The following is a 26,715-nucleotide window of genomic DNA, read 5'->3' on the forward strand; positions in this document are numbered from 1 at the left end:
TACGGTGGCGGACACATCGCTGCAAGCCTGACGATGGCAGTTGTTACTCGTCGCGGCCTTCCATCATGGTGCGCTTGAGCATCACATACACCGCACCCGCGCCGCCGTGGCGGGCTTGGCACGAGGTAAAGCCGAGCACCTGGGCGTGCTGGCGCAGCCAGGTATTGACGTGACTCTTGATCATTGGCCGCTTGCCATCGAGCCGCACGGCCTTGCCGTGGGTGACGCGCACGCAGCGGATTTCGAACTTAGTGGCTTCGGCCAGGAAGGCCCACAGGGTTTCCCGGGCTTTCTCCACGCTCATGCCGTGCAGGTCCAGGCTGCCCTCAAAAGGGATCTGGCCGATCTTGAGCTTGCGCATCTGGCTTTCCTGCACGCCATCGCGGGCCCACATCAGTTCGTCTTCGGGGCCGACATCGATCACGAACTGGTCCGACAGGCCGTCCACGGTCGTGGCATCAGTGCGCACGGTCGCGGCCTGGCGCAGCTTGGCGATCTGCGCGCGGTCAGCCTTGGGTTTACCGGTGTCGGCACGGTCGTGCTTGATCGGCTTGACGCCGCGCAGCTCGTTTTTGAACAGGGAAAAATCGTCGTCTTGCATGTCAGCCTCGGCGAAGGGCGGGCAGTTTACCTAAATCGCGGCGGCCGGGGCGCAGGAAACGCTATCCAAGCGCCATCAGTCGTGCTTTTTCATCAGGTGTGAGGCGATGTTGAGCGACAACGGCTGGCGCATTTTCCGACGGCTACGGCGCCACAACCACACGCCCAACCACAGCACCAACAGCCCGATCGCCAACAGGATAGCCGAACCGCCAGGGCTGGCGTTCAATTCGCCCAGGGCGGGCGAGTGACCCAACAAACCGGCGCCACCCGCGCCAGCCATCAACAAACCTACAATCGCCAGCAGCGCGGCAAAGCCCGCCACCAGGCGCAGACGCCAGTTGCTCGGGCCCTTGGGGCGCAAGCGACGAGCATCAAAACCATCGGATATCTTCATTCCGACCTTTCCTCCAGGGTATCGGCCCTTCGACCGGACAATACACAGGTTGTTCCGGGGGGAGGGGTAAATGCGCCAAATGAGAAGGCTTTGCGGATGAGCGGGGCCGTAAACAGGCCGCGCCGCTCACCGGAAGGTCGATCAGATCAGATCTTTGGTCAGCGCCAGGGTGGCGAAGTTGTCGGCCATGATGGCCATTTCGGTCTGTTGCACGTGCTCGGCGCTCAGGATGCCGCCTTTGTAAGGCAGGTCGCGGGTGGCGCAGGCGTCTTCCACCAGGGTGCAGCGAAAGCCCAGGTTCTTGGCGGCGCGCACGGTGGTGCTGACGCTTGAGTGGCTCATGAAACCGCACACGATCAGGTCCAGGGAGCCAAGGTCTTGCAGGTGTTTTTCCAGGCCGGTGCCATGGAACGCGCTGGGCAGCAGCTTGCCGATGACGGTTTCGTCACCTTCGGGTTCCAGACCGGGAATGAACTGGCCGCGCTCGCCCTGGGGGTCGAACAGGCCGCCCACGGTACCGAGGTGGCGCACATGCACGATGGGACGTCCGGCGTTACGTGCAGCAGTGACCAGCTGCTTGATGTTGCCAACCGCCGCATCCATGCCCGAGAGGGCGAGTGGGCCGCTGAGGTATTCCTTCTGGGCGTCGATGATCACGAGGGTCGCATGGTTCAGGTTGGCTGCTGCGTAACCGCGACCGCTGAGTTGAAACATCGTCTTTGGAACGGACATTCTGGGGCTCCTGTGAGGGGGGCTTTTGCGACATTGTCCACTGGCTGAGCGGTTCTGTGAACCGCTACCATCGTAAGGTACGCCGTTGTTGACGTGCAGCCATGTCAAGTGGGCGGCTTGTTTAGCGCAATGATGGCAAAATGGATGAAATCCGACGGATGGCGAAGGGTTTTCGTACATCGAAGGGACAGGCGAAGGCTGTTAGAATCGCCAGTCGTTTTTTCCAGGAGTTCTCCCCCGTGATCACATCCCGCCTGCGCACCTTGCGCGACCACATCCGTTGGGCTGTCAGCCGTTTCCATGGGGAAGACCTGTTTTTCGGCCATGGCACCGACAATGCCTGGGACGAAGCCCGGCAATTGGTGCTCGGTGCCTTGCACCTGCCTTGGGAAATTGCTGACAGCTACCTGGACTGCAACCTCGAAGAAGAGGAAATCTCCCACGTACAGCGTCTGCTGCATCGTCGTATCCATGAGCGCGTGCCCACCGCCTACCTGCTGAAAGAGGCGTGGTTCTGCGGCCTGTCGTTTATTGTCGATGAACGCGTGTTGATCCCGCGCTCCCCGATTGGCGAGCTGATCGAAAACCGCTTCGAGCCTTGGCTGGGGCAACCGCCCGCGCGCATCCTCGACCTGTGCACCGGCTCCGGTTGCATCGGTATTGCCTGCGCCTATGAGTTCCAGGACGCCGAAGTGGTGTTGGGGGACTTGTCCTTCGAAGCGCTGGAAGTGGCCAACCAGAACATCGAGCGCCATGGCGTCGATGAGCGCGTCTACACCGTACAGGGTGATGGCTTCGATGGCCTGCCGGGCCAGCGTTTTGACCTGATCGTGTCCAACCCGCCGTATGTCGATGCCGAAGATTTCGCCGACATGCCCGACGAATACCAGCACGAACCGGAACTGGGCCTGGCCTGCGGCGATGATGGCTTGAACCTGGTGCGGCGCATGTTGGCCGAAGCGGCAGACCACCTGACCGAGAAGGGCTTGCTGATCGTTGAAGTGGGCAACAGCCAGGTGCACGTCGAGGCGTTGTACCCGGAAGTGGACTTCGCCTGGCTGGACTTCCAGCGCGGCGGCCACGGCGTATTCATGTTGACGGCCGAGCAGTGCCGCCAGCATCAGGCCATCTTCGCCGCCCGCATTTAACCCAATCGCAAGATAGAAACGCGGTCACTGTGGGAGCTGGCTTGCCTGCGATAGCGATGGTGAATTCACTGCCGCTATCGCAGGCAAGCCAGCTCCCACATGGTTGACCGCATTTCAGCCGCTGTCAGCGGTGCGTGGCAATCCAGATCAACAACCCCGCCTGAAACACGGTAAACGCCACCAGGCAGGTGATGGTAAAGCGCAAACCGCTGTCTTCACGCTTGAACTTGGTGACCTTTTCCTCTTCCTTGCGCAGCTTCACTTCCTGCTCTGCCAGGTTCTGCTCGGCCTGTTGCAACATCTGCGCGGCTTCGAGGATCTCCACGAACTGCAGCTTCTCGGTGTTCCAGCTGTCCAGCACATCGCTGACCTTGCCCGGCTGTACGTTGCCCTTGAGGTGCTGCACATCGGCGTAAGCCACATCAAACCCCTGGATACGCAGGAAGTGATCACGGCGCAGGCGCGTGGCTTCGTTTAGCGCGTCCTTATTGGCCAGGTCCACGCCGTCGACGCGGTAGTGGGACCATTTCTTCTTCGCCCACGCCGCACCTTGTGCGACCAGGAAGCGGCCGATGCCACGGTTGGCGGGTTCGATTTCCAGGCTGTTGCCCGGGCCGAAATGCACGCGATGGGTGTCGTGGTCGACCCAGATGTCCAAGTGGTTCTGCTCGCGGCGCACCCGTTGCCCTGGCAGTTGAATCACCATGCGCAACAGGCTGTGGCGTTTATCGTGGCGTTCGGCGTAGCCGAACTGCACAAAGCGCAGCGGCCGCACGCCAGTGGCGCGGTCAGTGGCCAGGGGCGCCAGGCGCAGCATCTTGAAATGTTCGGCCTGCACGTCCGCCCACGGCAAGGCGGCCGCGTCGTTGGCCTCGGTTTTTTCAGCCGGGGTTTCGGCGGTCGGTTCCGGTGTTGCTTCAGTGGTTGTCATGCGGCGCGATCCTGTCCAAGCCCAGCGAGTCGGCAGTCTTTTTACTGTCGACACTGGGCTTATCGGCCGCTTTCTCCAGGACTGGAGGCAAATAGTCGCTTAACGGGGCCCAAGTCCGCCGATAAAGCGCACCACCCGCTCACCCAGCTCTGCGGCGAGAGGTAATTGCGGGTCGTTGTAGGAGGCCAGTTGTTGCTTCACGTCGTTGGGCACGATGCGCATCACGTGGTTCATGCCTTCGATCACCGCCAACTGCGCATCGGGCTTGGCCTTTTTCAGTTGCCGGGCATCGCCCACGCCCACCTGGATATCGTTGGTGCCCTGGAGGATCAGGGCCGGCATGTTCAACTTCGCAAAGGCCGCGGAGGGATCGGCGCGGAACAGGCTGATCAGGTAAGGCTGCACGCTCGGCCGGAATATCCCCTCCAGCGGGGCGGGGACATCGGCGTCCACTTGGCCAGCCTTGAGGTGGTCGAGGATTTCATTGCTGCGCAGCAGCAGGGCAGGGGGCAGGTGGTCGGCCAATTGCTGGCGGATCACCTGGTCGACCGGGCGGGCGCTGCCTGACAGCGAAATGACCCCGGCCGGGTCGAGTTGCGGCGCGGCAAGGGCCGCCACCAACGCGCCTTCACTGTGGCCCAGCACAATCAGCGGGCCCATGCGTTTGTCAGCCTTGAGCAGCTTGCCCCAGGCCACGGCGTCAGCCACATAGGCGTCGAGGGTCAGGTTGCGTTCGTCCGGGGTGGCGGCCAGGCTGGCGGCCACCCCGCGCTTGTCGTAGCGCACGCTGGCGATGTTATGCCGGGCCAGTACCCAGGCCAGGCGTTTGAGGCTGTCATTGCGTGCGCCGTCGGCGCTGTTGCCATTGCGGTCCGTGGGGCCGGAACCGGCGATGATCAGCACCACCGGCACGGGCTTGTCGGACTGGGGCAGCAGCAACGAACCAAACAGCTCGCCACTGCCGGTGTCCAGGCTGATGGGGCGTTGCAGTACAACGGGGGAGGCGGCCTGGGCCACGGCGGCAAACAGGGTGAGGGTGAACAGCAGAACTCGCAGCATCATCGCGCCATTATGAGAAAGGTGCCGGTTGGACAAAGGTCTACCGGTAAGGTTTCGAGGATGAACTACTCGGTTAGCCTGCGTATACTGGCCGCCTTAAGTTATTACGGTTGACTTGATTCAACTGATTTCACGGAGCGCCCTGCATGTCCGGCAATACCTTCGGCAAACTGTTCACTGTCACCACCGCGGGCGAAAGCCATGGCCCGGCGTTGGTCGCCATTGTCGACGGCTGCCCGCCGGGTCTGGAGCTGTCTCTGGAAGACCTGCAGCGTGACCTCGACCGCCGCAAGCCCGGTACCAGCCGCCACACCACCCAGCGCCAGGAGCCCGACGAAGTCGAGATCCTCTCCGGCGTGTTCGAAGGCCGCACCACCGGTTGCGCTATCGGCCTGCTGATCCGCAACACCGACCAGAAGTCCAAGGACTACTCGGCCATCAAGGACCTGTTCCGCCCGGCCCACGCGGACTACACCTACCACCACAAATACGGCGAGCGCGATTACCGTGGCGGTGGCCGCAGTTCCGCGCGCGAAACCGCGATGCGCGTGGCTGCGGGTGCGATTGCCAAGAAATACCTGGCCACCCAGGGCATCGTGATCCGTGGCTACATGAGCCAGCTGGGCCCGATCGAAATCCCGTTCAAGACCTGGGACAGCGTCGAAGACAACGCCTTCTTCAGCCCCGACCCGGACAAAGTGCCGGAGCTGGAGGCCTATATGGACCAGTTGCGCCGTGACCAGGACTCCGTCGGTGCCAAGATCACCGTGGTGGCCGAAGGCGTCAAACCTGGCCTGGGTGAACCGATCTTCGACCGCCTGGACGCCGAACTCGCCCACGCGCTGATGAGCATCAACGCGGTCAAGGGCGTGGAAATCGGCGCCGGTTTCGCCTGCGTGTCCCAGCGTGGCACCGAGCACCGTGACGAGCTGACCCCGGAAGGTTTCCTCAGCAATAACGCGGGCGGCATCCTCGGTGGCATTTCCTCCGGCCAGCCGATTGTGGCGCACCTGGCGCTCAAGGCCACGTCGAGCATCACCACGCCGGGTCGTTCGATCGATGTGCACGGCAACCCGGTGGACGTGATCACCAAGGGCCGTCACGACCCCTGCGTGGGCATCCGTGCCACGCCGATTGCCGAGGCGATGATGGCCATCGTGCTGATGGACCACCTGCTGCGCAATCGTGGGCAGAATGCGGATGTGCGCGTGAGTACGCCGGTGCTGGGCCAGCTGTGACGGTTCGGCTGTGACAGCCCTTCCATACTGGCGCCTCTCCAGCTTCTACCTGTTCTACTTCGCCCTGCTGGGGGCGACGGCGCCGTTCCTGGCGCTGTACTTCGATCACCTGGGGTTCTCCAGCGCGCGCATTGGCGAGCTGGTGGCCATCCCCATGCTGATGCGCTGCGTGGCGCCGAACCTGTGGGGCTGGCTGGGGGATTACACCGGTCGGCGCCTGGCCATCGTGCGTTTCGGTGCGGTCTGTACCCTGGCCAGCTTCTCGTTGATCTTCGTCAGCAAGACCTACACCTGGCTGGCGCTGGTGATGGCGCTGCATGCGTTCTTCTGGCACGCGGTGCTCCCGCAGTTTGAAGTGATCACCCTGGCCCACCTGCACAAACAGACCTCGCGCTACAGCCAGGTCCGGCTGTGGGGCTCCATCGGTTTCATCCTCACCGTGGTCATCATGGGCCGGTTGTTCGACTGGCTGAGCCTGGACATTTACCCGGTGGTGGTCGTGGTGATCATGGCCGGCATCATCGGCGCCAGCCTGTGGGTACCGAACGCGCAGCCCGCCACCCACGGCAACCGCCTGGCCGGTGACGGTTTTCTCAAGCAATTGCGCAGTCCTGGCGTGCTGGCGTTCTACGCCTGCGTGGCGCTGATGCAACTGAGCCACGGCCCGTATTACACCTTCCTGACCCTGCACCTGGAACACCTGGGCTACAGCCGTGGCGTGATCGGCATGCTCTGGGCGCTGGGGGTGGTGGCCGAAGTGCTGATGTTCCTGGCCATGAGCCGCATCCTCAATCGCTTCTCTGTGCGCAGGGTGTTGCTGGCCAGCTTCCTGCTGGCCGCGCTGCGTTGGCTGTTGCTGGGTTCGTTCGCCGAATACCTGTGGGTATTGCTGCTGGCGCAAGTCATGCACGCCGCGACGTTCGGCAGCTTTCATGCGGCGGCGATTGCCTTTGTGCAACGCAGCTTTGGCGACCGCCAGCAAGGCCAGGGGCAGGCGCTGTATGCCGCACTGGCCGGCACCGGTGGCGCGTTAGGCGCCCTGTATGCCGGTTACAGCTGGAACCTGCTGGGGCCGACCCTGACATTCAGTATCGCCAGCGTCGCGGCCCTGGCGGCCGCCGTTATCATTGGCCTGCGCTTGCAAGAGCCGAATAGAGGAACCGTGCAATGAGTTATGTCGCCGTTTATCACATCGCCACGCCTGATACCCCGAACAAGGTGCTCACCCACTTCGACGATATCGTGTCGACCCTGGCCGAGCACGGCGTTCGGTTCGAGCGCTGGCAACCCAGCCCGATAGAAAAGGGCGCCAGTGCGGCTGAAATGATCGCGGCCTACCAGCCGCAGATCGATGCCTTGGGCTACCGCTCGGTCGAGTTGCTGAGTGTCACGGGAGACCACCTGCAGGCGGCCGAAATGCGTGCCCAGTTCCTGGATGAGCGTCGCTACCCTGAAGACGATGCGCGTTTTTTCATTGCCGGTCAGGGGCTGTTTTGCCTGCATGTAGGTGACTATGTCTACGCGGTGCGCTGCGAAAAGAACGACTTGCTGGTTGTCCCGGCCGGTCTGCCGCACTGGTTCGACATGGGCGAAAACCCGCACTTTGTGGCGTTGCGCTTGTTTGATTCCGCGCAGGGTGGGGTGCCCGTCCTGACCGGTGACGCCATTGCCTCAGCGTTTCCTGGTTTGGACGACTAAGCATAAGCGTAAAAATGATCAACCCCGGCAGGTTGGAAGTTGCTGTGGGAAGAAGCCTAGTTATCTGTAAGGTGCGGCTGTTTATTCGAGGTCCTACGTTTTCACGCCATCGGTTATGTAACTCTCTCTTGCCTCAATGTTTATAGCGCCTGTCAATCGGAGTAATCCGAAGATGGGCGGGGCGTCCGCTAATAATAAGGAGAGAGTAATGAATGGCCCCGAGGAGTCATGCCGTGCACTGGGTGCTGTACCCATGGCGATCAGAAGACGCCTGAGCTTGTCTGGCAAACCCCTTACACCGACCGAACTGGTCATCCTGCGCTGGGCTTCGGAAGGGAAGACCGTCTGGGAAATCAGCCAGATTCGCGCGATCTCCGAAGCCACCGTGAAATTCCACCTGCGTAATATCTACGGCAAGCTGGAAGTCACCAACCGGGTTCAGGCGATGAACGAAGCGGCCCGCCTGGGCCTGTGCTGAGGGCATGAAAAAGGGCCGCGACGCTCAACGGCGTCGCGGCCCTTTTTTGTGGCGGATGCTTAAGCCGAATGGTAGGTCGGCAGGGCAAAGCGGTTCTGGCTTTGCAGCATGGAAATCTGTGGCAGGTCACTGGCTTGCTCGGCCAGGTCGCGGCGAATGGCGCTGATCACCCAAGTCAGTTGATCGGCCGTGTGCAGTTGTTGGTACGAGATCGAACGCTTGACCTGTTTGCCTTCGCTGTTGCGCAGGGTCAACAGGATGCCACCGTCTGGACGTGGCTGGGTGGTGACGTCGTACTGGGAGAATACAGAAGCGAATTTATCTTGGATCAGGCTCATGTCTATCAGCTCCGTTGGCTCAAGTTGGCAAGCATGGAGTGATAGGTGCAGTGATTGTGCCAGTATTTGGTTTTGTATAAAAACGTTATAAAACAATGAGTTATAAAAAATGGCGATTTTCGTTTTCGTGCAAATTGCATGAAGGGCCATCGTGCATCCTGCATTTTGCGTTATCCGGGCCGCGCTTTTTCCATGGCGTGCCGGCCCCCTTCATGGATATCGACTGCCGGCTGCGAGGGTAAATTCCATTTAAATGAAGGCGTGGCACCGGGATACAAAACTTTTCAAATCCCGCATGTACAGCCCAAGAATGGCTGGCGTATTTTCCTTCAAGACATCCGGCCTTCTGCCTACAGATGGGTCGCTGTTTCTGGATCATACGAAGAATAAGAAAAAGGACGTTCCTCCATGAGCCATCCGCAAAACGACATGATCACCTGGAGCATGATGCTGCGTAAGGTGCCCGCCATTGTTCGCGCCCTGCCACGGGTGGTGCGCGGCATGCGCGCGGCGAATGTCACCGACCCCGCGCAACCCTGTGGCCTGGGCTGGCAGTTTGAACAGGCCACCCTGCGCAACCCGGATGGCATTGCGTTGCTGTCTGCCGACCGCCAGCTCACGTACCGTCAAGCCAATCAACGCGCCAATCGCATCGCCCATTACTTGCAGGCCCAGGGCATGCAAAAGGGCGATGTCGTGGCGCTGTTCATCGAGAACCGCCTCGAATTGCTGCTCAACGTGCTGGCGGTGGCGAAGTTGGGCGGCATTTGCGCGATGCTCAATACGGCGCAGACTCAGGCGGCACTGGTGCACAGCCTGAACCTGGTGAGCCCGGCGGCGATTGTGGTAGGCGCGGAACTGGTGGCGGCCTATGAAGCTGTGCGTGAACAGGTGCAGATTCCCGCCGAGCGCACCTGGTTTGTCGCGGAGCAGCAGGACAATGCAGTACCCCACGGTTACATCGACCTGATGACGGCCAGCGCCGAGTGCCCGGTGGATAATCCTTCCAGCACCGCGCAGATCTTTTTCAACGACCCCTGCTTCTATATCTACACCTCCGGCACCACTGGCCTGCCCAAGGCCGGCATCATGAAGCACGGCCGCTGGACCAAGACCGCGGTCAGTTTCGGCAGCATCGCCCTGGACATGGGGCCAGAGGACGTCCTTTATTGCACCCTGCCGCTGTACCACGCTACTGGCCTGTGCGTGTGCTGGGGCTCGGCGATTGTCGGCGCCTCGGGGTTCGCCATCCGGCGCAAGTTCAGCGCCAGCCAGTTCTGGGAGGACGCGCGCAGGTTCAAGGCGACGACTCTCGGTTATGTCGGCGAATTGTGTCGCTACTTGCTCGACCAGCCCGCCAGCGAAAAAGACCGTGATCACCGCGTGACCAAGATGGTCGGCAACGGCTTGCGCCCTGGGGTGTGGGCGCAGTTCAAGGCGCGGCATGGCGTCGAGCATGTCTGCGAGTTGTATGCCGCCAGCGACGGCAATATTGGCTTCACCAATATTTTGAATTTCGACAACACCGTCGGCTTTTGCCTGCAACACTGGGCGCTGGTGGACTACGCCCACGACACGGGAGAGCCGATCCGTGGCAGCGATGGTTTCATGCAGAAAGTGAAGAAAGGCGGGCAGGGCTTGCTGCTGGCCCGGATCGATGAAAAGTCACCCTATGACGGCTACACCGACCCGGAAAAGAACCGCAAGGTGATCCTCACGGACGTGTTCGAGAAGGGTGACCGCTACTTCAATACCGGCGACCTGGTGCGCAGCATCGGCTTCGGCCACGCGCAATTTGTCGACCGGCTGGGGGATACCTATCGCTGGAAGGGCGAAAACGTGTCCACCACGGAAGTGGAAAACGTCTTGCTGCAACATCCGCAGATCGCCGAAGTGGTGGCCTATGGGGTGGAGATCGAAAACACCAATGGCCGCGCCGGGATGGTTGCCATCACGCCCAGCGAGTCCCTGGCTTCACTGGATATGCGCGAGTTGCTGCAGTTCGCCCACGGCCAGTTGCCGCACTATGCGGTGCCGCTGTTCCTGCGCATCAAGGTGAAGATGGAAACCACCGGCACCTTCAAGTACCAGAAGGTCAAGCTCAAGGAAGAGGCGTTCGACCCGGAGAAGGCCGGTAATGACCCGGTCTACGCGTGGTTGCCGGGTTCGGACTGCTACGTACCGGTGACCGGTCAACTGTTGGCGCAGATCCAGGCTGGCCACTTTCGTTACTGAAAGCAGCCTTATTGATTCTGCCTATGGCCGCTTTTGACAAAAAAGCCATGACAGGTGGGAACTCCCTCGCGACACTGGGCGCCATATACAGCACCAGACAAGGAGCCCCCACATGTCAGACCAAGCCAAACAGATGACTGAAGATGAAGCCGCCGAATTTGCCGAACAGGTCTTCGACGTGGCCCGCCGCGGCGACGCAGCCATGCTCGCGGCGTTGCTGGCCAAGGGCTTGCCCGCCAACTTCCGTAACCACAATGGCGACACGTTGCTGATGCTCGCGGCCTATCACGGCCACGCCGATGCGGTGAAAGTGCTGCTGGAGTTCAAGGCCGACCCACAGATCGCCAACGACAAAAACCAATTGCCGATGGCCGGTGCGGCGTTCAAAGGCAACCTGGCGGTGGTCAAGGCGCTGATCGAGGGCGGCGCACCGGTGGACGCGGCGTCTTCCGACGGGCGCACCGCATTGATGATGGCGGCGATGTTCAACCGAGTTGAAATGGTCGAATATCTGCTCGCCCAGGGCGCCAACCCCAAGGCTGCCGATGCCCAGGGTGCCACTGCGCTGGCTGCGGCCCAGACCATGGGTGCAGTGGATACGGCGGCGCAGCTGCAGAAACTGGTGTAGGCTACGCGCCCTCGAAAACCAGCCCGTCACAGGATCGCCATCATGAAAACCGCCCTCGTCGAACTCATCAGCAAAATCAGCGCTGGCGTCATGGGGGCGGAGGAAGTGGCGCGCATCGCCGATGAAGCGGCGCAGGCCTACGCAGACCCTGCGGCGTTTCTGGCAGCCAACCCGGATATCAACTACGACGACACCTTCCCGATTCCGTTGGGGGAGTGGGTGGTGGTCGGCAGCCTGCCCGACACCGTGCTGTTCCAGGCCGATACCTATAGCGACCTGTTCGCCCAGATCGTCGCCTCGTTCGGCCCTGGTGTCGCCTTCAACCTCAAGCCCAAGCAACTGGCCAAGACCGAAGACCTCACGGCCCTCAACCGTATCCAGATCCAGATGAGCGCCCTCAGCCCTGAAGACGGTGGCTACGTGCTGCTCAACTTCAGCCAGTTGCTGGATGACGAGATCCAGGCCGTGCTGGTGTACGGCAACGACCTGCCGCGCGTGCTGGAACTGTGTGCCGAAGTGGGTATCAAGGGCGAGCCGTCTTTGGAAGCGTTGCGCATTGCCCTGCACGTCTGAAATAAAACGGAACCCTGGCCAACGCTGAACATCCTAAGCAAACAAGCACCCACTTAGGAGCGACACCATGGGTTCCACTTTTAATGGTCTGATCGGGCTGATCATCCTCGCGCTGGATATCTGGGCGATCATCAACGTGTTCAAAAGCGGCGCGAGCACGGGCGCCAAAGTGCTGTGGATCCTGCTGATCCTGTTGTTGCCGGTATTGGGCCTGATCATCTGGGCCATTGCCGGGCCGCGCGGTAACGTTCGGATCTGATCGCGCCCTTGTAGCAACTATGCAAATAGTTGCTACATCCCTTCTTATATGTGGATTTTGTGTGTCGAAATATTCGCTGCACAGAATTTTCACATCTTATCCAAGACAATTCTGCGGCTCGATCACCCAGCCAAGGCTTTAGCTTGCGGGCTATTAAAGCCCGGGCAGCGGCGTCCGTTCAGTAATTAATAGCGTTGATGCCATTGATCGGGCACCATTTGCGCCACCGCGTTAACCGCCTACCCCAGCCAGCCTGGGCGAGGGACGGACGCCACTGCATTATTTCGCAACTTAAACTTCCAATGGGTCCTGAAACGACATGGCAAACCCGGACGCCCTGAGTCAGCAGCGAGCTTCTAATCGCCTGCTGCAACCGACCGTCAAATCCCATCTGGCTTACACGCTGCTCTGCGCACTGGTCATGATGGTGATGTTCTCCCTGCTGCGCCTGGCGCTGCTGGTCTACAACCGCGAGATGATCCTCGACACACCGGCCTCGACATTCCTGGAAGCATTCGCCAACGGCCTGCGCCTGGATATCCGCCTGGTGATGTACGTGCTGGTGCCGCTGCTGCTGGCCTTGTTCAGCGTGCGGGCCATGGCGGCACGTGGGTTCTTCCGTTTGTGGCTGACCGTCGCGTCCAGCATTTGCCTGTTCCTGGGCCTGATGGAAATGGACTTCTACCGTGAGTTCCACCAGCGCCTCAATGGCCTGGTCTTCCAGTACGTGAAGGAAGACCCGAAAACCGTGATGAGCATGCTCTGGTACGGTTTCCCGGTGGTGCGCTACCTGCTGGCGTGGGCCTTGGGTACGCTGATCCTGAGCATCGCCTTCAAAGGCGCCGACCGCGCAACGCGCCCCCGTGGCCCGTTCAGCGGCGGCAGCATCGGCACGCGCCAGGTGGCCCCTTGGTACACCCGTATCGCGGTGTTTGTGGTCTGCCTGTTGATCGCCGTGGTCGCCATCCGTGGCACCTTGCGTCAGGGTCCGCCGCTGCGTTGGGGTGACGTCTACACCACCGACTCGAACTTCGCCAACCAACTGGGCCTCAATGGCACCCTGTCGTTGATTGCTGCGGCCAAGTCGCGCTTCTCCGAAGAACGTTCCAACATCTGGAAGGCCACCCTGGAGCAGCCGCTGGCCACCCAGACCGTGCGCGACATGTTGCTGTTGCCGGCGTTCGAGAAGCTGGTGGATACCGACACCGCTGCCGTTCGCCGTGACTTCACGCCACCGGCCGAGAAGACCCTGCCGATCAAGAACGTCGTGGTCATCCTGATGGAAAGCTTCGCCGGTCACTCGGTGGGCGCCTTGGGCCGTCCGGGCAACATCACGCCGTACTTCGACAAACTGTCCAAGGAAGGCCTGCTGTTCGATCGCTTCTTCTCCAACGGCACCCACACCCACCAGGGTATGTTTGCCACCATGGCGTGCTTCCCGAACTTGCCGGGTTTCGAATACCTGATGCAGACGCCGGAAGGCAGCCACAAGCTGTCGGGCCTGCCGCAGCTGCTCAGCGCGCGCAAGTTTGACGACGTGTATGTCTACAACGGCGATTTCGCCTGGGACAACCAGTCGGGCTTCTTCAGCAACCAGGGCATGACCAACTTCATCGGCCGCAATGACTTCGTCAACCCGGTGTTCTCCGACCCGACGTGGGGCGTGTCCGACCAGGACATGTTCAACCGTGGCCTGGAAGAGCTGAAGACCCGTGGCGAAAGTGGCAAGCCGTTCTATGCGCTGTTGCAGACCCTGTCCAACCACACCCCGTATGCCTTGCCGACGCCTTTGCCGGTCGACAAGGTCACTGGCCGTGGCAGCCTGGACGAGCACTTGACCGCCATGCGCTACTCCGACTGGGCCCTGGGCCAGTTCTTTGAAAAGGCCCGCAAAGAGCCGTACTTCAAGGAAACCCTGTTCGTGGTGGTGGGTGACCACGGTTTTGGTAACGAGCAGCAGATTACCGAGATGGACCTGGGCCGCTTCAACGTGCCGATGCTGATGATCGCACCGGGCATCCAGGAAAAATTCGGCCAGCGTGACCACACCGTGGGCACCCAGATCGACATCGTGCCGACCATCATGGGCCGCCTCGGTGGCGAAACCCTGCAACAGTGCTGGGGCCGCGACCTGCTGAACCTGCCGGAAGGCGACAAGGGCTTCGGCGTGATCAAACCATCGGGCAGCGACCAGACCGTGGCCTTGCTCACCGGTGACCGCGTGCTGGTACTGCCGAAGGAAATGCCACCCAAGCTGTGGGAGTACGAACTGGGTGAAAGCCCTACCGGCAAAGTGATTCCAGAATCGCCGGACGAGGCTGCCCTCAAGCAGAAACTCGAGTCGTTCCTGCAGACTGCCACCAAGAGCCTGTTGGATAACACCGCAGGTGTGGTTGATGGCAAGCCGGACTAACTAACCGGCAATAAAAAAGAGGCCTCCTGGAGGCCTCTTTTTTTTGCTTTTTTAAATCTACGGAGCTGCGTTTATATCCGGCCGAGCAACAGCAGCACCAGAAGCACTACCAGTACCACACCGAGGATACCCGAGGGGCCATAACCCCAGTTACGGGAGTGTGGGAATACCGGCAGGCCGCCGACCAGCAGGAGGATCAGGATAATGATCAGAATGAGGCTCATGGTTTATCTTCCTTATAGGCCTTCTGCAAAGACCGGTTATTTAAAGTAAGGTCCGTTTTATTTACGGACGCCTTAACAACTCCGACTCTGGCCATTCGCAGAAAATTCACTATTTTTTTAAAGCATTTCTCAAACATGCTTATTTCTTTTAATGCGTTCCCAACTTCAGCTGCCTAGTTGAAAAATATTGAACTTAGGCTATAGAGCGTCCTCGCACCCGGGCGCCGGTTTGCCTGAGGCATTCATCAATTGGATGGTGCGTGGGTGCAGGAAAAACCTTCGCTACACTGCCGATCACTTCTTCTGTGAACCACAAGGCAACTTCCTATGCAAAATCGCATGATGATCACTGGCGCCGGATCCGGCCTGGGTCGCGAAATCGCTCTGCGCTGGGCCCGCGAGGGGTGGCAGTTGGCCTTGTCGGATGTCAGCGAGCCTGGCCTGCAGGAAACCCTGAAGCTGGTCCGCGCGGCCGGTGGCGATGGTTTTGTGCAGCGTTGCGACGTGCGCGACTACAGCCAGCTCACGGCGTTTGCCCAGGCTTGCGAAGTCAAGCTCGGCGGCATCGATGTGATTGTCAACAATGCCGGTGTGGCCTCGGGCGGCTTTTTCGCCGAGTTGTCCCTGGAAGACTGGGACTGGCAGATCGCAATCAACCTGATGGGCGTGGTCAAGGGCTGCAAGGCGTTCCTGCCGCTGCTGGAAAAGAGCAAGGGGCGCATCATCAACATCGCGTCGATGGCGGCCCTGATGCAGGGCCCGGCCATGAGCAACTACAACGTGGCCAAGGCGGGTGTGGTGGCGTTGTCGGAAAGCCTGCTGGTGGAGCTCAAGCAACAGGAGGTGGGTGTGCACGTGGTCTGCCCCTCGTTCTTCCAGACCAACCTGCTGGACTCCTTCCGTGGGCCAACCCCTGCAATGAAAGCCCAGGTGGGCAAGTTGCTGGAAAGCTCGCCGATCTCGGCAGCCGATATCGCCGACTACATTTATCAGCAGGTGGCACAGGGCGAGTTCATGATCCTGCCCCACGAGCAGGGCCGCATGGCCTGGGCGCTGAAGCAGAAAAACCCGCAGTTGCTGTACCACGAGATGACAACCATGGCGGACAAGATGCGCGCCAAGGCGCAGGCTGCTAAAGCCTGATTGAGGTGCGGTCTGTCAGGTAAATTACCTGGGGGTGTAGGCGGGGGCTGTTTTTGTCGCAAGGCATTGATGACCCCTACCTGAGCGCGCATGGTCAAGGTCCTGTCATTGAAAAAGGACAACCGCCATGCTGGTTTTAAGCCGTGCCGTAGGCGAAGTCATCTCCATCGGCGATGACATCACGCTTCACATTCTCGAGTTGAACGGGCCCCAGGTGAAGTTTGGTGTGGAAGCACCGACCGGGGTGCACGTGCACCGTGCCGAGGTGTATCAGAAAATCCTTGAGCGCCAACGCGCCGCCAGCCATCCAGCGGCGGCGCCCAACCCCTGAAACCGTTGTCAGTCGAACAGATGCTTGGGCACATCGTGCTTGAGCATCAATTGGCACTGCTCGCTTTCAGGGTCGAATACGATCAGTGCCTGGCCTTTGGTCAACGCCTGGCGCACGCGTAATACGCGAGTTTCCAGAGGCGTTTCGTCGCCATTGTCAGTGCCGTCGCGGGTGACGAAGTCTTCGATGAGGCGCGTCAGGGTGTCGACTTCAAGTGCATCGTGGGGAATCAGCATACAAGCCTCGTGGATAGAGTCCCGGCGATCCTACTGCGCCGGGGCTCTTGTGACCAGCCGTTGCCCGCGTCAGGACTTCTGCCCGACCAGGCTGTCCACCGACGGCACCCGTGTATCGCTCTCCATTTGTGTCTCATGTTCCAGCTGGTGGCTGAACCGGTCCAGGGAGCCCTGGGCGGGCTGCGCATCGCTGGCGAACACGGGCGGGCTGAGGATGTAGGCACCCAGCAAGCGGCTCAATGCCGCCAGGCTGTCGATGTGCGTGCGCTCGTAACCATGGGTGGCATCGCAACCGAACGCCAGCAAGGCGGTGCGGATATCGTGGCCAGCCGTGACCGCCGAGTGCGCGTCGCTGAAGTAATAACGGAACAGGTCACGGCGCACCGGCAGCTCGTTATCCGAGGCCAGGCGCAGCAGGTGGCGGGACAGGTGATAGTCGTAAGGCCCACCAGAATCCTGCATCGCCACGCTGACCGCATGTTCACTGGAGTGCTGGCCGGGGGCGACCGGGGCGATGTCGATGCCGACGAACTCACTCACGTCCCACGGCAAGGCGGCCGCTGCACCGCTGCCGGTTTCCTCGGTGATGGTGAACAGCGGGTGGCAGTCGATCAGCAAGGGTTCGCCGCTGTCGACGATCGCCTTGAGCGCCGCGAGCAGGGCGGCCACGCCGGCTTTGTCATCCAGGTGACGGGCGCTGATATGCCCGCTCTCGGTGAATTCGGGCAGGGGGTCGAACGCCACATAGTCGCCGACGCTGATGCCTAGGGAATCACAGTCGGCGCGGGTGGCGCAGTAGGTGTCCAGGCGCAATTCCACGTGGTCCCAGCTCACCGGCATTTCATCCACGGCGGTGTTGAAGGCATGCCCGGAGGCCATCAACGGCAGCACGCTGCCACGGATCACGCCATTATCAGTGAACAGGCTGACGCGGCTGCCCTCGGCAAAGCGGCTTGACCAGCAGCCCACCGGCGCCAGGCTCAGGCGGCCGTTGTCCTTGATGGCGCGCACGGCGGCGCCGATGGTGTCCAAGTGTGCCGACACGGCGCGGTCGGGGCTGTTTTTCTGGCCCTTGAGGGTGGCGCGAATGGTGCCGCGCCGGGTCATTTCAAAAGGGATGCCCAGTTCTTCCAGGCGTTCGGCGACGTAGCGCACGATGGTGTCGGTGAACCCGGTGGGGCTGGGGATGGCGAGCATTTCCAGCAGGACTTTCTGCAGGTAGGTGAGGTCGGGTTCTGGGATGGTTCGGCTCATAAAGACTCCTGTTGGCTTGTCAGGATGCAGTGCCTGTAAAGGCCTCATCGCGGGCAAGCCCGGCTCCCACAGGTGATCGCATTCCAATGTGGGAGCTGGCTTGCCTGCGATGGGGCCAGTGCAGGCACCCCACCTCTCAAGCAGTCAGCTAACTGTGGGGAAACAGCAGGTCCACAAACCGCTCAGCCGTCGGCTGCGGCTCATGGTTGGCCAGTCCGGCCCGCTCGTTGGCTTCGATAAACACGTACTCGGGTTGATCGGCGGCCGGCACCATCAGGTCCAGGCCCACCATGGGGATATCCAGCGCACGGGCGGCGCGCACGGCGGCGTCCACCAGCGTGGGGTGCAGGATCGCGGTGACGTCCTCCAGGCAGCCGCCGGTGTGCAGGTTGGCGGTGCGGCGCACGGCCAGGGTCTGGCCACGGGGCAGGATGCTGCTGTAGTCGTAACCCGCCGCGTGCAGGGTGCGCTGGGTTTCGGCGTCGAGGGGGATCTTGCTCTCGCCATCGGTGGCCGCCTGGCGCCGCCGGCTCTGGGCTTCGATCAATGCGCCGATGGAATGGTGGCCGTCACCGGTCACCTCGGCTGGGCGGCGGATGGCGGCGGCGACCACTTCAAAACCGATCACCAGAATGCGCAGATCCAGGCCTTCGTGGAAGCTTTCCAGCAGCACCCGGCTGTCGAACTGGCGCGCCGCCTCGATGGCCTTCTGCACCTCTTCGATACTTTGCAGGTCCACCGCAACGCCTTGGCCCTGTTCGCCGTCCAGCGGCTTGACCACGATGCGCTGGTGCTCATCGAGAAACTCCAGGTTGTCATCGGCACTGCCCGCCAACTGCTGCGACGGCAGTTTCAAACCGGCGGCCTTGAGCACCTTGTGGGTCAGGCTTTTGTCCTGGCACAGGGTCATGCTGATGGCGCTGGTCAGGTCGCTCAACGACTCACGGCAGCGCACACGGCGCCCGCCGTGACTCAGGGTGAACAGGCCAGCGTCGGCGTCATCCACTTGCACATCGATGCCACGTCGATGGGCTTCCTCGACGATGATCCGCGCATAGGGGTTGAACCCCGCCTGGGGGCCGGGGCCGAGAAACAACGGCTGGTTGATGCCGTTCTTGCGCTTGATCGCAAAGGTGGTCAGCGCACGAAAACCGAGCTTGGCGTAAAGGCCCTTGGCCTGGCGGTTATCGTGCAGTACCGACAAATCCAGGTAGCTCAGGCCCCGGCTCATGAAGTGCTCCACTAAGTGGCGCACCAACACTTCACCGACGCCTGGGCGCGTGCATTGCGGGTCGACCGCCAGGCACCACAGGCTGCAACCGTTCTCCGGGTCATGGAAGGCTTTCTGGTGATTGAGGCCCATCACGCTGCCGATCACCGCGCCGCTGTCTTCGTCTTCGGCCAGCCAGTACACCGGGCCACCTTGATGGCGCGGCGTGAGGCGTTCGGCGTCCACCGGCAACATGCCGCGCCCCTGGTACAGCTGGTTGACCGCTGCCCAATCCGCCTCGGTCTGCACCCGGCGAATACGGAAGCCGCGGAACACCCGGGTGGCCGGGCGGTAGTCGGTGAACCACAGGCGCAAGGTATCGGAGGGGTCGAGAAACAGTTGCTGAGGGTCGATCCCCAGGATCTGCTGGGGCGCGGCCACGTACAACGCGATATCGCGCTCCCCGGGCTGCTCGTTGAGCAGCTCCTGGGCCAGGCTCGCGGGGTCGGGAAAGGTGTGCCCGATCAGCAACCGGCCCCAGCCGCAATGCACGGCAATCGGTTGGTCACTTGAAGGGCTGCCATCTTCGGCGAGCCGGGCTTGCAGACGCTCATAAGACGGCGCCTGGCCCTTGAGCAGGCGTTGGCTGTAAGCCGCTGCATGGGGTTTCATCGATCAGATTCCTTGTTCACTGAGCCACAGGTTCAGCGCCGCCAGTTGCCACAGCTTGGAGCCGCGCAGCGGAGTCAGTTGGCCTTGCGGGTCGGTGAGCAGACGGTCGAGCATCGCAGGGTTGAACAGGCCACGATCCTGGCTCGGGTCCAGCAGCAGTTCGCGTACCCAGTTCAGGGTGTCGCCCTGCAAATGCTTGAGGCCCGGCACCGGGAAGTAACCCTTTTTGCGGTCGATGACTTCACTGGGAATGACCCGGCGCGCCGCTTCTTTCAGCACCTGCTTGCCGCCGTCGGGCAGCTTGAACTTAGCCGGCACGCGGGCCGACAGCTCCACCAGGCGGTAGTCCAGGAAGGGCGTTCGCGCTTCCAGGCCCCAGGCCATGGTCATGTTGTCGACGCGTTTGACCGGGTCGTCCACCAGCATCACCGTGCTGTCCAGGCGCAACGCCTTGTCGACCGCAGCGTCCGCGCCGGGCATCGCAAAATGTTCACGTACGAAGTCGCCAGCGGCGTCATTGGCGGTCAGCCATTTAGGCGCGACGGTGGCGGCGTAGTCGTCGTAACTGCGATCAAAGAATGCCTCGCGGTACGCCGCATACGGGTCGCTGGCGCCGTCCACCTGCGGGTACCAGTGGTAACCGGCGAACAGCTCATCGGCGCCCTGGCCGCTCTGCACCACCTTGCAGTGCTTGGCCACTTCCCGCGACAGCAGGTAGAACGCGATACAGTCATGACTGACCATCGGCTCGCTCATGGCGCGGAAGGCAGCTGGCAGTTGCTCGATGATCTCGCTTTCGGCAATCCGCAACTGATGATGGCGCGTGCCGTAGTGCTTGGCGATCAGGTCCGAATACTGGAACTCGTCGCCGCGTTCGCCACCGGCGTCTTCAAAGCCGATGGAGAAGGTCGACAGGTCTTCCACGCCGACTTCGCGCAACAGGCCGACGAGCATGCTCGAATCCACACCACCGGACAGCAACACGCCGACATCCACCGCGGCACGTTGGCGGATGGCCACGGCTTCGCGGGTGCTGTCCAGCACGCGGTCGGTCCAGTCTTCCAGCGTCAGGTGTTTTTCGTCCTCACGCGGGCCGTAGGGCAGGGTCCACCAGGTTTTCTGCTCGGTCTTGCCGCTGGCGTCGATGCGCATCCAGCTGGCTGGTGGCAGTTTTTCAATGCCCGCCAGCAGGGTGCGCGGGGCCGGCACCACGGCGTGGAAGTTCAGGTAATGGTTCAGCGCCACGGGGTCGAGGATCGGGTTGATGTCGCCGCCCTTGAGCAATGCCGGCAACGCCGAGGCAAACCGCAGGCGCTGGCCGGTGCGCGACAGGTACAGCGGCTTCACGCCGAGACGGTCACGGGCGATGAACAGGCGCTGGGTGTCACGCTCCCAGATGGCAAAGGCAAACATGCCGTTGAGCTTGGGCAGCAGGGCTTTGCCCCAGGCGTGATACCCCTTGAGCAGCACCTCGGTGTCGCCACCGGAATAGAAGGCGTAGCCCAGGGCTTCCAGCTCTTCTCTCAATTCCGGGAAGTTGTAGATGGCGCCGTTGAAGGCCAGGGACAGGCCCAGGTGGGCGTCGACCATCGGTTGGGCCGAGCCGTCCGACAGGTCCATGATTTTCAGGCGTCGGTGGCCCAGGGCAATCGGCCCTTGGGCGTGGAAGCCCCAGGCGTCGGGGCCACGGGGGGCCAAATGATGGGTGATGCGCTCAATCGCAGCCAGGTCGGCAGGTTGGGCATCGAAACGTAATTCTCCAGCTAATCCGCACATAAATTCCTTACCGGTTTTTCCGTTGGGGAGGGGTCAACACTCAATACGCCCCGAAGGGCGCGTACCCAGAAACTGACCCAGTGCTATCCGTGGAGTTTTAGACCGATAAGTTATAAGGCAAATAGCCGTAACCTTCTGTTGGTCGGTCTTTGTCTGGCGGGGGCTGCGGCGACATGGCGGTAAATAACGCCAGTTTGCATGGAAAATCCGGGTTGATCGGCTGGCTCAATGCGGGGTTATTCGAATCTGTTTTCCGGCACTTCGCGCTTATCGTGATCCACCATTATCAAACGCAAAGGAAGACGTTGCTGATGGCGCAAGAACGCGAATCACGGGATGCCGAAAACACCGTGAGCCCGGCTGAAATGGAAGCCGCCCTGCTGGAAATGACCGGTGATCTGGGCAAGGCAAGAGTACTGCAAGCCACCCTCCCACAATGGCTGCTGGGGGCCAAACCCATTACGTTGCAGGCGATCGAACGCACCCATCGGGACGGGCGGGAGACGTACCAGCGGGCGCAGCAGGTGTTTGAACGCCTGCGGCCGCTCGACAGTTTTTGCATCAAGCAGCTGCAAGCCTTTTTGCTGAGCAAGGGGGTGACTGGCGTGGATGTAGAACGTGACAAGCTGGAGCTGCCCAAACGCAGCTTGTCGGGCGTTGGCATAGACCTGGGTGGCGCCCTGCAAGCCACTGTTACCCTTGAAACACTGAGCCTGGTGCAGGCGGCCATGCGCAATTTTTCCGAGGACCAGGCTCAACCTGGCGGCCTGTCGGCTTCGGCGCTGTTGCGCAGTGCGGCTACCGGGCAGGCGATCGTCGGTATGACGGTGAACGAGTTTGTCGGGTATTGCCGTGAGCTGGATCTTGGCTGTGCGTACCAGGCCCATATACGCAGCGTTTTTAACCTGCGCGATCCGGGCGCCATCACCCCGGGTTTCAACCCGGTTGCCGTGGACCTTGGCGAGTCTAAATGCCTTGATCTGCAGATTGACCTGCATATCGCCTATGCCAAGGGGTATCTCAGCGAGCCGACTTACACCTGGTTGCTCAACGTGATCAAGGCTGACCAGCCGGCAGATGAGTCGCTGCATGCGATGCCGGAGGGTGAGTCGTGGGTCTGGCAAGGCCTGAATATTGATGGTGCCTGCCTGTGGAGTGTCATGCTGTTCAGCGCAGAGCCTTATGGCCAGTTACCTGCCAAGGAGTTTGTGGTCTACATGCCTAACGAACCGCTGCGACCGTGGTACGAATACGCCTGTCTGGAGGAATTCACGTCCTATTTGAGCCTGATGTTGCGGGCGCAGTCTTATCGAAAGGCATTGGGTGCTTATCTGGACGAGTCTGAGCGCCTGGCGTTTTTCCAGCGCTACGAGGAGAAGCATCAGGTTGGCCCTTTGCGGGTGATTCCGGTGCAGGTACGCGTATCTGAGTTTCAGTTTCAGGCCTGTCTCGGCAAGCTCCAGCTCGACGCGCAGGTGCTGGCTGTACCCAAGGCCCAAGTGGACGAAGACGCCTGGCAGCGACGCTTGCAAGCTTATCTGGATATCGGGCTGAACCTGCTCAACGTCGCCGGGTTTGTGGTCCCGGTACTCGGCCAGTTGATGATGGGCGTGGCAATCGGTCAACTGCTAGGCGAGGTGTTTGAAGGGGTCGAGGATTGGGCCCATGGCGACAAGGACGAAGCGCTTGGGCACCTCTTCAACGTGGTGGAAAATATCGCAGGCATGATGCTGTTTGCTGCCGGCGGAAAAGTTGTCGGCACCCTCAAGCGCCAGCTCACGGGCTCTTCGCAGTTTTTTGAAAAAGTCGAACCCATCGCTCTGCAGGATCAGCGCCAGAGGCTGTGGCGCTCACGGCTGGCGCCCTACAGCCAGCCTTCGGAGATTTTCCAGCGGGGCTGGCGGGCCGACGCAAGGGGCATTTATCAGGTCAACGGGAATGCCTACGTAAATATCGACGGGGCGCTTTATGCGATCAGCTTCGACCCGGCCTTAGGCAAGTGGCGTGCCCTGCACCCGCAGCGGCCTGAGGCTTGGCGCCCACCGCTGGAACATAACGGGCAGGGCGGCTGGCAGCACGCATTCGAGCGCCCGCGAAATTGGCATTCGCCCCTGTATAACCTGGGGCGGATCGACCCCGCCCTGATCGCGATGCCGACAGATCAATTGAACAGCCTCGCGACCATCACCGAGCTGGAACTGGCCGATGTGCAACATCTTGCCACGGAGCATGAAGCGTTGCCCGAGCGGGTTCAAAACGCCGTGGCGCGCTTGCGCCTGCACCATAAACTCGGCGAGTTGCGCTACGGTCTAGAGCATAACGTGCACCCCGACGCTTCGACCGCCCGCGCGCAAATGCTTGCTTTGCCTTTGATGCCAGGATGGCCTCAGGGGCGTTTTTTTGAAGTGCTCGACGAGCAGGACAATTTGCTCGAAAGCCTGTCGCACCTTGCCCCTCTGGACTATGAAGACATGAGCATTCATATCACCGAGCAACAGCTCAGGGATGGCCAGGTGATGGAGGTGTTGTTGCAAGCCCTCAGCGCTGAAGAGCGTGCTCACTTGCTGGGGGAAACGGTTGAGCTGGAGCAGGCACCTGCGCTGCTTCGCAAACGGCTGCTGGAGACGGTCGACACCCGGCATGCGGCGGTGCACCGTCGCCTGTATGAGGATTACGAAGGCATTGCCCGCGGTGAACTGGTGCCCTTGGTCGCGCGGTTTCCCCAGTTGCCACGTCGAGTGGCCTGGGAGCTGGCCACCAACGCCCGCACGGTGGATCGCAAGATCCTGCGCGAGAGTGGGCGCGTGCCGTTGCACCTGGCCCGCAAGACCCAGCTTGCCCTGGACCAGTTACACGAGGACCAGGCGCTGATGGGGTTGTATTGGCCATCGCTGGCCAACGAGGGGACGCGCCGTATTGCGCTGGGTGCCCTTGAGCGTTTGCAGGGCTGGCCGCAGGACTTGGCGTTCCAGGTGCGTGAGGGGCGCTTGGACGGGCGCTTGCTTGACCAGGTGGGGCCTGCCGACGCGTCCGTGCGACGCACCATTGTCCAGTCTGCCGAAGGGTTCCAGGCTTTTGACGGTCAGGGGCACGACCTGGACGCGTTGGCCAGCGGCCCGGATGGCTTGTACCAGGCCATCGTGGACTGCCTGTCGCGTTCCCAGCGCGCCACCTTGCGGCTGGTGGGCACCCAGACTGGCAGCCGTTTACGCGGCCAGTTGAGGTTCAAGTCCCAGGATGAAAGGTACCGCGTGAAGGGCTACCTGTGGCCCGAGCGGGGCATGCCTGAAGCGGCGCCGTCATCGTGTGTCCAGGCACAGGTAGGCCCACCTGCAACGCATCCGCCGGCGCTGGTGCACAAGCTGAAAAAGCTGTACCCGCTGTTGAGCGACCTGGAGATCTCCCGGCTTATCGAAGGCGCGGGCCACGATCACTTGTCCAGGGCGACGAAGGTGGAAGCCCTTGAACATGATTTTTCGTCACTACGCCGTGCGCTGAAAACCTGGAGTCATCAGAAGCCAGCGGGTAACGCCGAGGCCATTGCGCCGTGGGACCACCATCTCAGCCGGCGGCAGGCCACGAAATTGATCGAGCAATGCTGGCGGCACATGATCGTGGCGCGTGACGAGCGCGGCCTGCGTGTACCGAGCCTGGAACTCGACGGCATGCTGTTGGGAGGCTTGCCCACGTTGCCGTCGAACATTCAATTCGATCATGTTCAGCGCTTATCCCTGCGAAACATGCGCCTGGACGATGGCGTTGCTTACTTTCTCAAGCACTTCAATGGCTTGCACACCCTCGACCTGACGCAGAATCACATCACCCGACTGCCCGAGGTACTCGGTCATATGCCGCAGCTCACGCGCCTGCACATGGCAAACAACCAGCTGCAATTGACCGAACACAGCCTTCGCAAGCTGGCTGAATTGCGCAACCTGCGCTCGCTGAACCTGAGCGACAACCCGCTGCTGGATGTACCGCACGTGGGCAAAATGCTTGATCTGCGCGAGCTGCTGTTGCGCAACTGCAAGCTCAGTGACTTTCCTGAGGAATGCGCTCGGTTACCGTGGCTTGAACAGGTAGATTTGCGCCAGAACGAAATCAAGGTATTGCCTGACTGGCTGTTCAACATGCCCCGACGGTTTACCAGCGTGTTCAATTTACGCCTCAACCCGTTGTCATTCGCCAGCCAGCGGGCGCTCAAGAGTTATCGACGTTCTATTGGCACGGGCATGGGGTTTCTAGAGGACGACCTTGCGCGCCTGAGTGAGCAGAAAGCCCGCGAGCTATGGCTGTGTGAGAGGGGCGTGAGCGATTACGCTGAAAAGGACCGGGTGTGGAGAGGGCTCGTGGATGAGCCGGGTTCCGACGGTTTGTTCAAGTTGCTCGCGGAATTGGGCGGCACCGCCGATGCGCGCTTTGTGCGTGAAGACCTCGATCGGCGCGTGTGGGGTGTGTTGATGGCCGCCGCCAACGACGAGGATTTACGCGAGCAGGTGTTCCAGCGCGCCGCGACACCCCTGCGTTGTGATGACGCGGCGGCCAGCAGTTTCAGCGCCCTGGAGGTCCTCACGGAGATCAGCGACGCCACGCGCTTGATTGAAGGGCGGGTGCTGACCGCCAAACCGCTATTGAAGCTTGCCCGGGGCTTGTTCCGACTGGACCAGTTGGAAAACATCGCACGGCGTCACAGCGACAGTAACCCCGCGGTGGACCCACTGGAAGTCAGCCTCGCGTACCGTACCGGGCTGGTTGATCGCTTCCACCTGCCCGGCCAACCCTTGCACATGCGCTTTGCACGCCTGGGCGGTGTGACGACCAGCGCGCTGGACTCTGCCGAGGCACAGGTCAAGGCGGCGGAGCTGTCACCCAGCCTGTTGAATTACCTGGTGGAATTGCCGTTCTGGAATGACTACCTCAAGCGTACCTTCAACAGCCGATTCGAGCGTTTGAATGTGCCCTATAGCCAGCGCGTGAACACCGTGTTCGACCAAAGCCTGACGTTGAGTGACGTCGATTATCGTGACCAGATGAACCTGATCCTGGGCGAGCAGGAACAGGCGCAAGCGGCGGAAATCCGGCGCCTGAGCGAGGATGCCTTGCGCTTTGATGAGCTGGGTATCTGTCCGCTGGCCTGAAGAT

General features: G+C 61.3%; 24 protein-coding genes. 13 read left to right on the forward strand and 11 right to left on the reverse strand.

Annotated features, from left to right (window positions below; all coding sequences use genetic code 11):
• Positions 1-43 precede the first annotated feature (43 nt).
• The 3 genes from HX792_RS22050 to HX792_RS22060 all read right to left on the reverse strand — a co-directional run bounded on the left by HX792_RS22050 (position 44) and on the right by HX792_RS22060 (position 1,729).
• The gene (locus HX792_RS22050; RefSeq protein ID WP_071487667.1) at positions 44-601 is read right to left on the reverse strand and encodes a Smr/MutS family protein; all 558 of its coding nucleotides are present in this window, start codon (positions 599-601) and stop codon (positions 44-46) included.
• Between the two features lie 75 nt (positions 602-676).
• Positions 677-997 carry a hypothetical protein gene (locus tag HX792_RS22055; protein WP_176998076.1) on the reverse strand — a complete coding sequence of 107 codons (321 nt, stop codon included), beginning with the start codon at positions 995-997 and terminating at the stop codon, positions 677-679.
• Positions 998-1,138: 141 nt separating this feature from the next.
• Entirely contained in the window at positions 1,139-1,729 is a 591-nt protein-coding gene (locus HX792_RS22060; protein WP_176998077.1) for a cysteine hydrolase family protein, read from the reverse strand.
• Between the two features lie 239 nt (positions 1,730-1,968).
• Between HX792_RS22060 and prmB the strand changes: the two genes are divergently transcribed.
• Positions 1,969-2,877 carry a 50S ribosomal protein L3 N(5)-glutamine methyltransferase gene (gene prmB, locus HX792_RS22065; protein ID WP_176998078.1) on the forward strand — a complete coding sequence of 303 codons (909 nt, stop codon included), beginning with the start codon at positions 1,969-1,971 and terminating at the stop codon, positions 2,875-2,877.
• Between the two features lie 124 nt (positions 2,878-3,001).
• Here prmB and HX792_RS22070 read toward each other — a convergent pair whose 3' ends face one another.
• Both HX792_RS22070 and HX792_RS22075 read right to left on the reverse strand, forming a co-directional pair.
• On the reverse strand, positions 3,002-3,808 hold the full coding sequence (locus HX792_RS22070) for a hypothetical protein (protein ID WP_176998079.1): 807 nt from the start codon (positions 3,806-3,808) through the stop codon (positions 3,002-3,004).
• Positions 3,809-3,907: 99 nt separating this feature from the next.
• Entirely contained in the window at positions 3,908-4,870 is a 963-nt protein-coding gene (locus HX792_RS22075) for an alpha/beta hydrolase (RefSeq protein ID WP_176998080.1), read from the reverse strand.
• A gap of 143 nt (positions 4,871-5,013) precedes the next feature.
• On the opposite strand from HX792_RS22075, the gene aroC reads away from it, so the two are divergent.
• From aroC to HX792_RS22095, 4 genes are all read left to right on the forward strand, one after another.
• Positions 5,014-6,105, forward strand: coding sequence for a chorismate synthase (gene aroC / locus HX792_RS22080; RefSeq protein ID WP_016976377.1), 1,092 nt, complete (start codon positions 5,014-5,016; stop codon positions 6,103-6,105).
• Positions 6,106-6,115: 10 nt separating this feature from the next.
• The gene (locus HX792_RS22085; RefSeq protein ID WP_176998081.1) at positions 6,116-7,276 is read left to right on the forward strand and encodes an MFS transporter; all 1,161 of its coding nucleotides are present in this window, start codon (positions 6,116-6,118) and stop codon (positions 7,274-7,276) included.
• Positions 7,273-7,803: an acireductone dioxygenase gene (locus HX792_RS22090; RefSeq protein ID WP_176998082.1), complete on the forward strand. Its 531-nt coding sequence runs from the start codon at positions 7,273-7,275 to the stop codon at positions 7,801-7,803. The genes HX792_RS22085 and HX792_RS22090 overlap by 4 nt, the downstream gene beginning before the upstream one ends.
• Positions 7,804-8,011: 208 nt before the next feature.
• Positions 8,012-8,281 (forward strand): response regulator transcription factor, encoded by a 270-nt coding sequence (locus HX792_RS22095; protein WP_176998083.1) that lies wholly within the window; start codon positions 8,012-8,014, stop codon positions 8,279-8,281.
• A 59-nt stretch (positions 8,282-8,340) separates the two neighbouring features.
• Here the strand turns inward: HX792_RS22095 and HX792_RS22100 are convergent, their stop codons facing one another.
• A complete protein-coding gene (locus HX792_RS22100) occupies positions 8,341-8,619 on the reverse strand; it encodes a DUF3509 domain-containing protein (RefSeq protein ID WP_048721059.1) in 279 nt (92 codons plus the stop codon).
• Between the two features lie 408 nt (positions 8,620-9,027).
• Here HX792_RS22100 and HX792_RS22105 point away from each other — a divergent pair, with 408 nt between their 5' ends.
• The 5 genes from HX792_RS22105 (at position 9,028) to HX792_RS22125 (ending at position 14,727) form a co-directional block, all read left to right on the forward strand.
• Positions 9,028-10,854, forward strand: a complete 1,827-nt coding sequence (locus HX792_RS22105; RefSeq protein WP_176998084.1) for a long-chain-acyl-CoA synthetase — start codon at positions 9,028-9,030, stop codon at positions 10,852-10,854.
• Positions 10,855-10,966: 112 nt separating this feature from the next.
• A complete protein-coding gene (locus tag HX792_RS22110) occupies positions 10,967-11,482 on the forward strand; it encodes an ankyrin repeat domain-containing protein (protein WP_176998085.1) in 516 nt (171 codons plus the stop codon).
• Between the two features lie 42 nt (positions 11,483-11,524).
• Positions 11,525-12,055 (forward strand): hypothetical protein, encoded by a 531-nt coding sequence (locus HX792_RS22115; protein ID WP_176998086.1) that lies wholly within the window; start codon positions 11,525-11,527, stop codon positions 12,053-12,055.
• Between the two features lie 67 nt (positions 12,056-12,122).
• Positions 12,123-12,314, forward strand: coding sequence for a PLDc N-terminal domain-containing protein (locus HX792_RS22120; protein ID WP_003172956.1), 192 nt, complete (start codon positions 12,123-12,125; stop codon positions 12,312-12,314).
• 319 nt (positions 12,315-12,633) lie between these two features.
• Positions 12,634-14,727 (forward strand): LTA synthase family protein, encoded by a 2,094-nt coding sequence (locus HX792_RS22125; RefSeq protein WP_176998087.1) that lies wholly within the window; start codon positions 12,634-12,636, stop codon positions 14,725-14,727.
• Between the two features lie 71 nt (positions 14,728-14,798).
• Here HX792_RS22125 and HX792_RS22130 read toward each other — a convergent pair whose 3' ends face one another.
• A complete protein-coding gene (locus tag HX792_RS22130; RefSeq protein WP_015885095.1) occupies positions 14,799-14,951 on the reverse strand; it encodes a DUF3309 family protein in 153 nt (50 codons plus the stop codon).
• A 327-nt stretch (positions 14,952-15,278) separates the two neighbouring features.
• Here HX792_RS22130 and HX792_RS22135 point away from each other — a divergent pair, with 327 nt between their 5' ends.
• Both HX792_RS22135 and csrA read left to right on the forward strand, forming a co-directional pair.
• Positions 15,279-16,094 carry an SDR family oxidoreductase gene (locus tag HX792_RS22135; RefSeq protein ID WP_176998088.1) on the forward strand — a complete coding sequence of 272 codons (816 nt, stop codon included), beginning with the start codon at positions 15,279-15,281 and terminating at the stop codon, positions 16,092-16,094.
• A gap of 127 nt (positions 16,095-16,221) precedes the next feature.
• Positions 16,222-16,425, forward strand: a complete 204-nt coding sequence (gene csrA, locus HX792_RS22140) for a carbon storage regulator CsrA (protein WP_176998089.1) — start codon at positions 16,222-16,224, stop codon at positions 16,423-16,425.
• 8 nt (positions 16,426-16,433) lie between these two features.
• Here the strand turns inward: csrA and HX792_RS22145 are convergent, their stop codons facing one another.
• From HX792_RS22145 to HX792_RS22160, 4 genes are all read right to left on the reverse strand, one after another.
• Complete coding sequence (locus HX792_RS22145) at positions 16,434-16,661, reverse strand: YheU family protein (protein WP_176998090.1); 228 nt, start codon at positions 16,659-16,661, stop codon at positions 16,434-16,436.
• A 69-nt stretch (positions 16,662-16,730) separates the two neighbouring features.
• Positions 16,731-17,915, reverse strand: coding sequence for an osmoprotectant NAGGN system M42 family peptidase (locus HX792_RS22150; RefSeq protein ID WP_176998091.1), 1,185 nt, complete (start codon positions 17,913-17,915; stop codon positions 16,731-16,733).
• A gap of 148 nt (positions 17,916-18,063) precedes the next feature.
• Positions 18,064-19,797, reverse strand: coding sequence for an N-acetylglutaminylglutamine synthetase (gene ngg / locus HX792_RS22155; RefSeq protein WP_176998092.1), 1,734 nt, complete (start codon positions 19,795-19,797; stop codon positions 18,064-18,066).
• Positions 19,798-19,800: 3 nt separating this feature from the next.
• Positions 19,801-21,573, reverse strand: a complete 1,773-nt coding sequence (locus tag HX792_RS22160; RefSeq protein WP_176998093.1) for an N-acetylglutaminylglutamine amidotransferase — start codon at positions 21,571-21,573, stop codon at positions 19,801-19,803.
• A 311-nt stretch (positions 21,574-21,884) separates the two neighbouring features.
• Here HX792_RS22160 and HX792_RS22165 point away from each other — a divergent pair, with 311 nt between their 5' ends.
• Complete coding sequence (locus tag HX792_RS22165; protein WP_176998094.1) at positions 21,885-26,711, forward strand: NEL-type E3 ubiquitin ligase domain-containing protein; 4,827 nt, start codon at positions 21,885-21,887, stop codon at positions 26,709-26,711.
• Positions 26,712-26,715 lie beyond the last annotated feature (4 nt).

Origin of the sequence: Pseudomonas sp. B6002, assembly GCF_013385985.1 — a bacterium.
In the GTDB taxonomy this organism is placed as follows: domain Bacteria; phylum Pseudomonadota; class Gammaproteobacteria; order Pseudomonadales; family Pseudomonadaceae; genus Aquipseudomonas.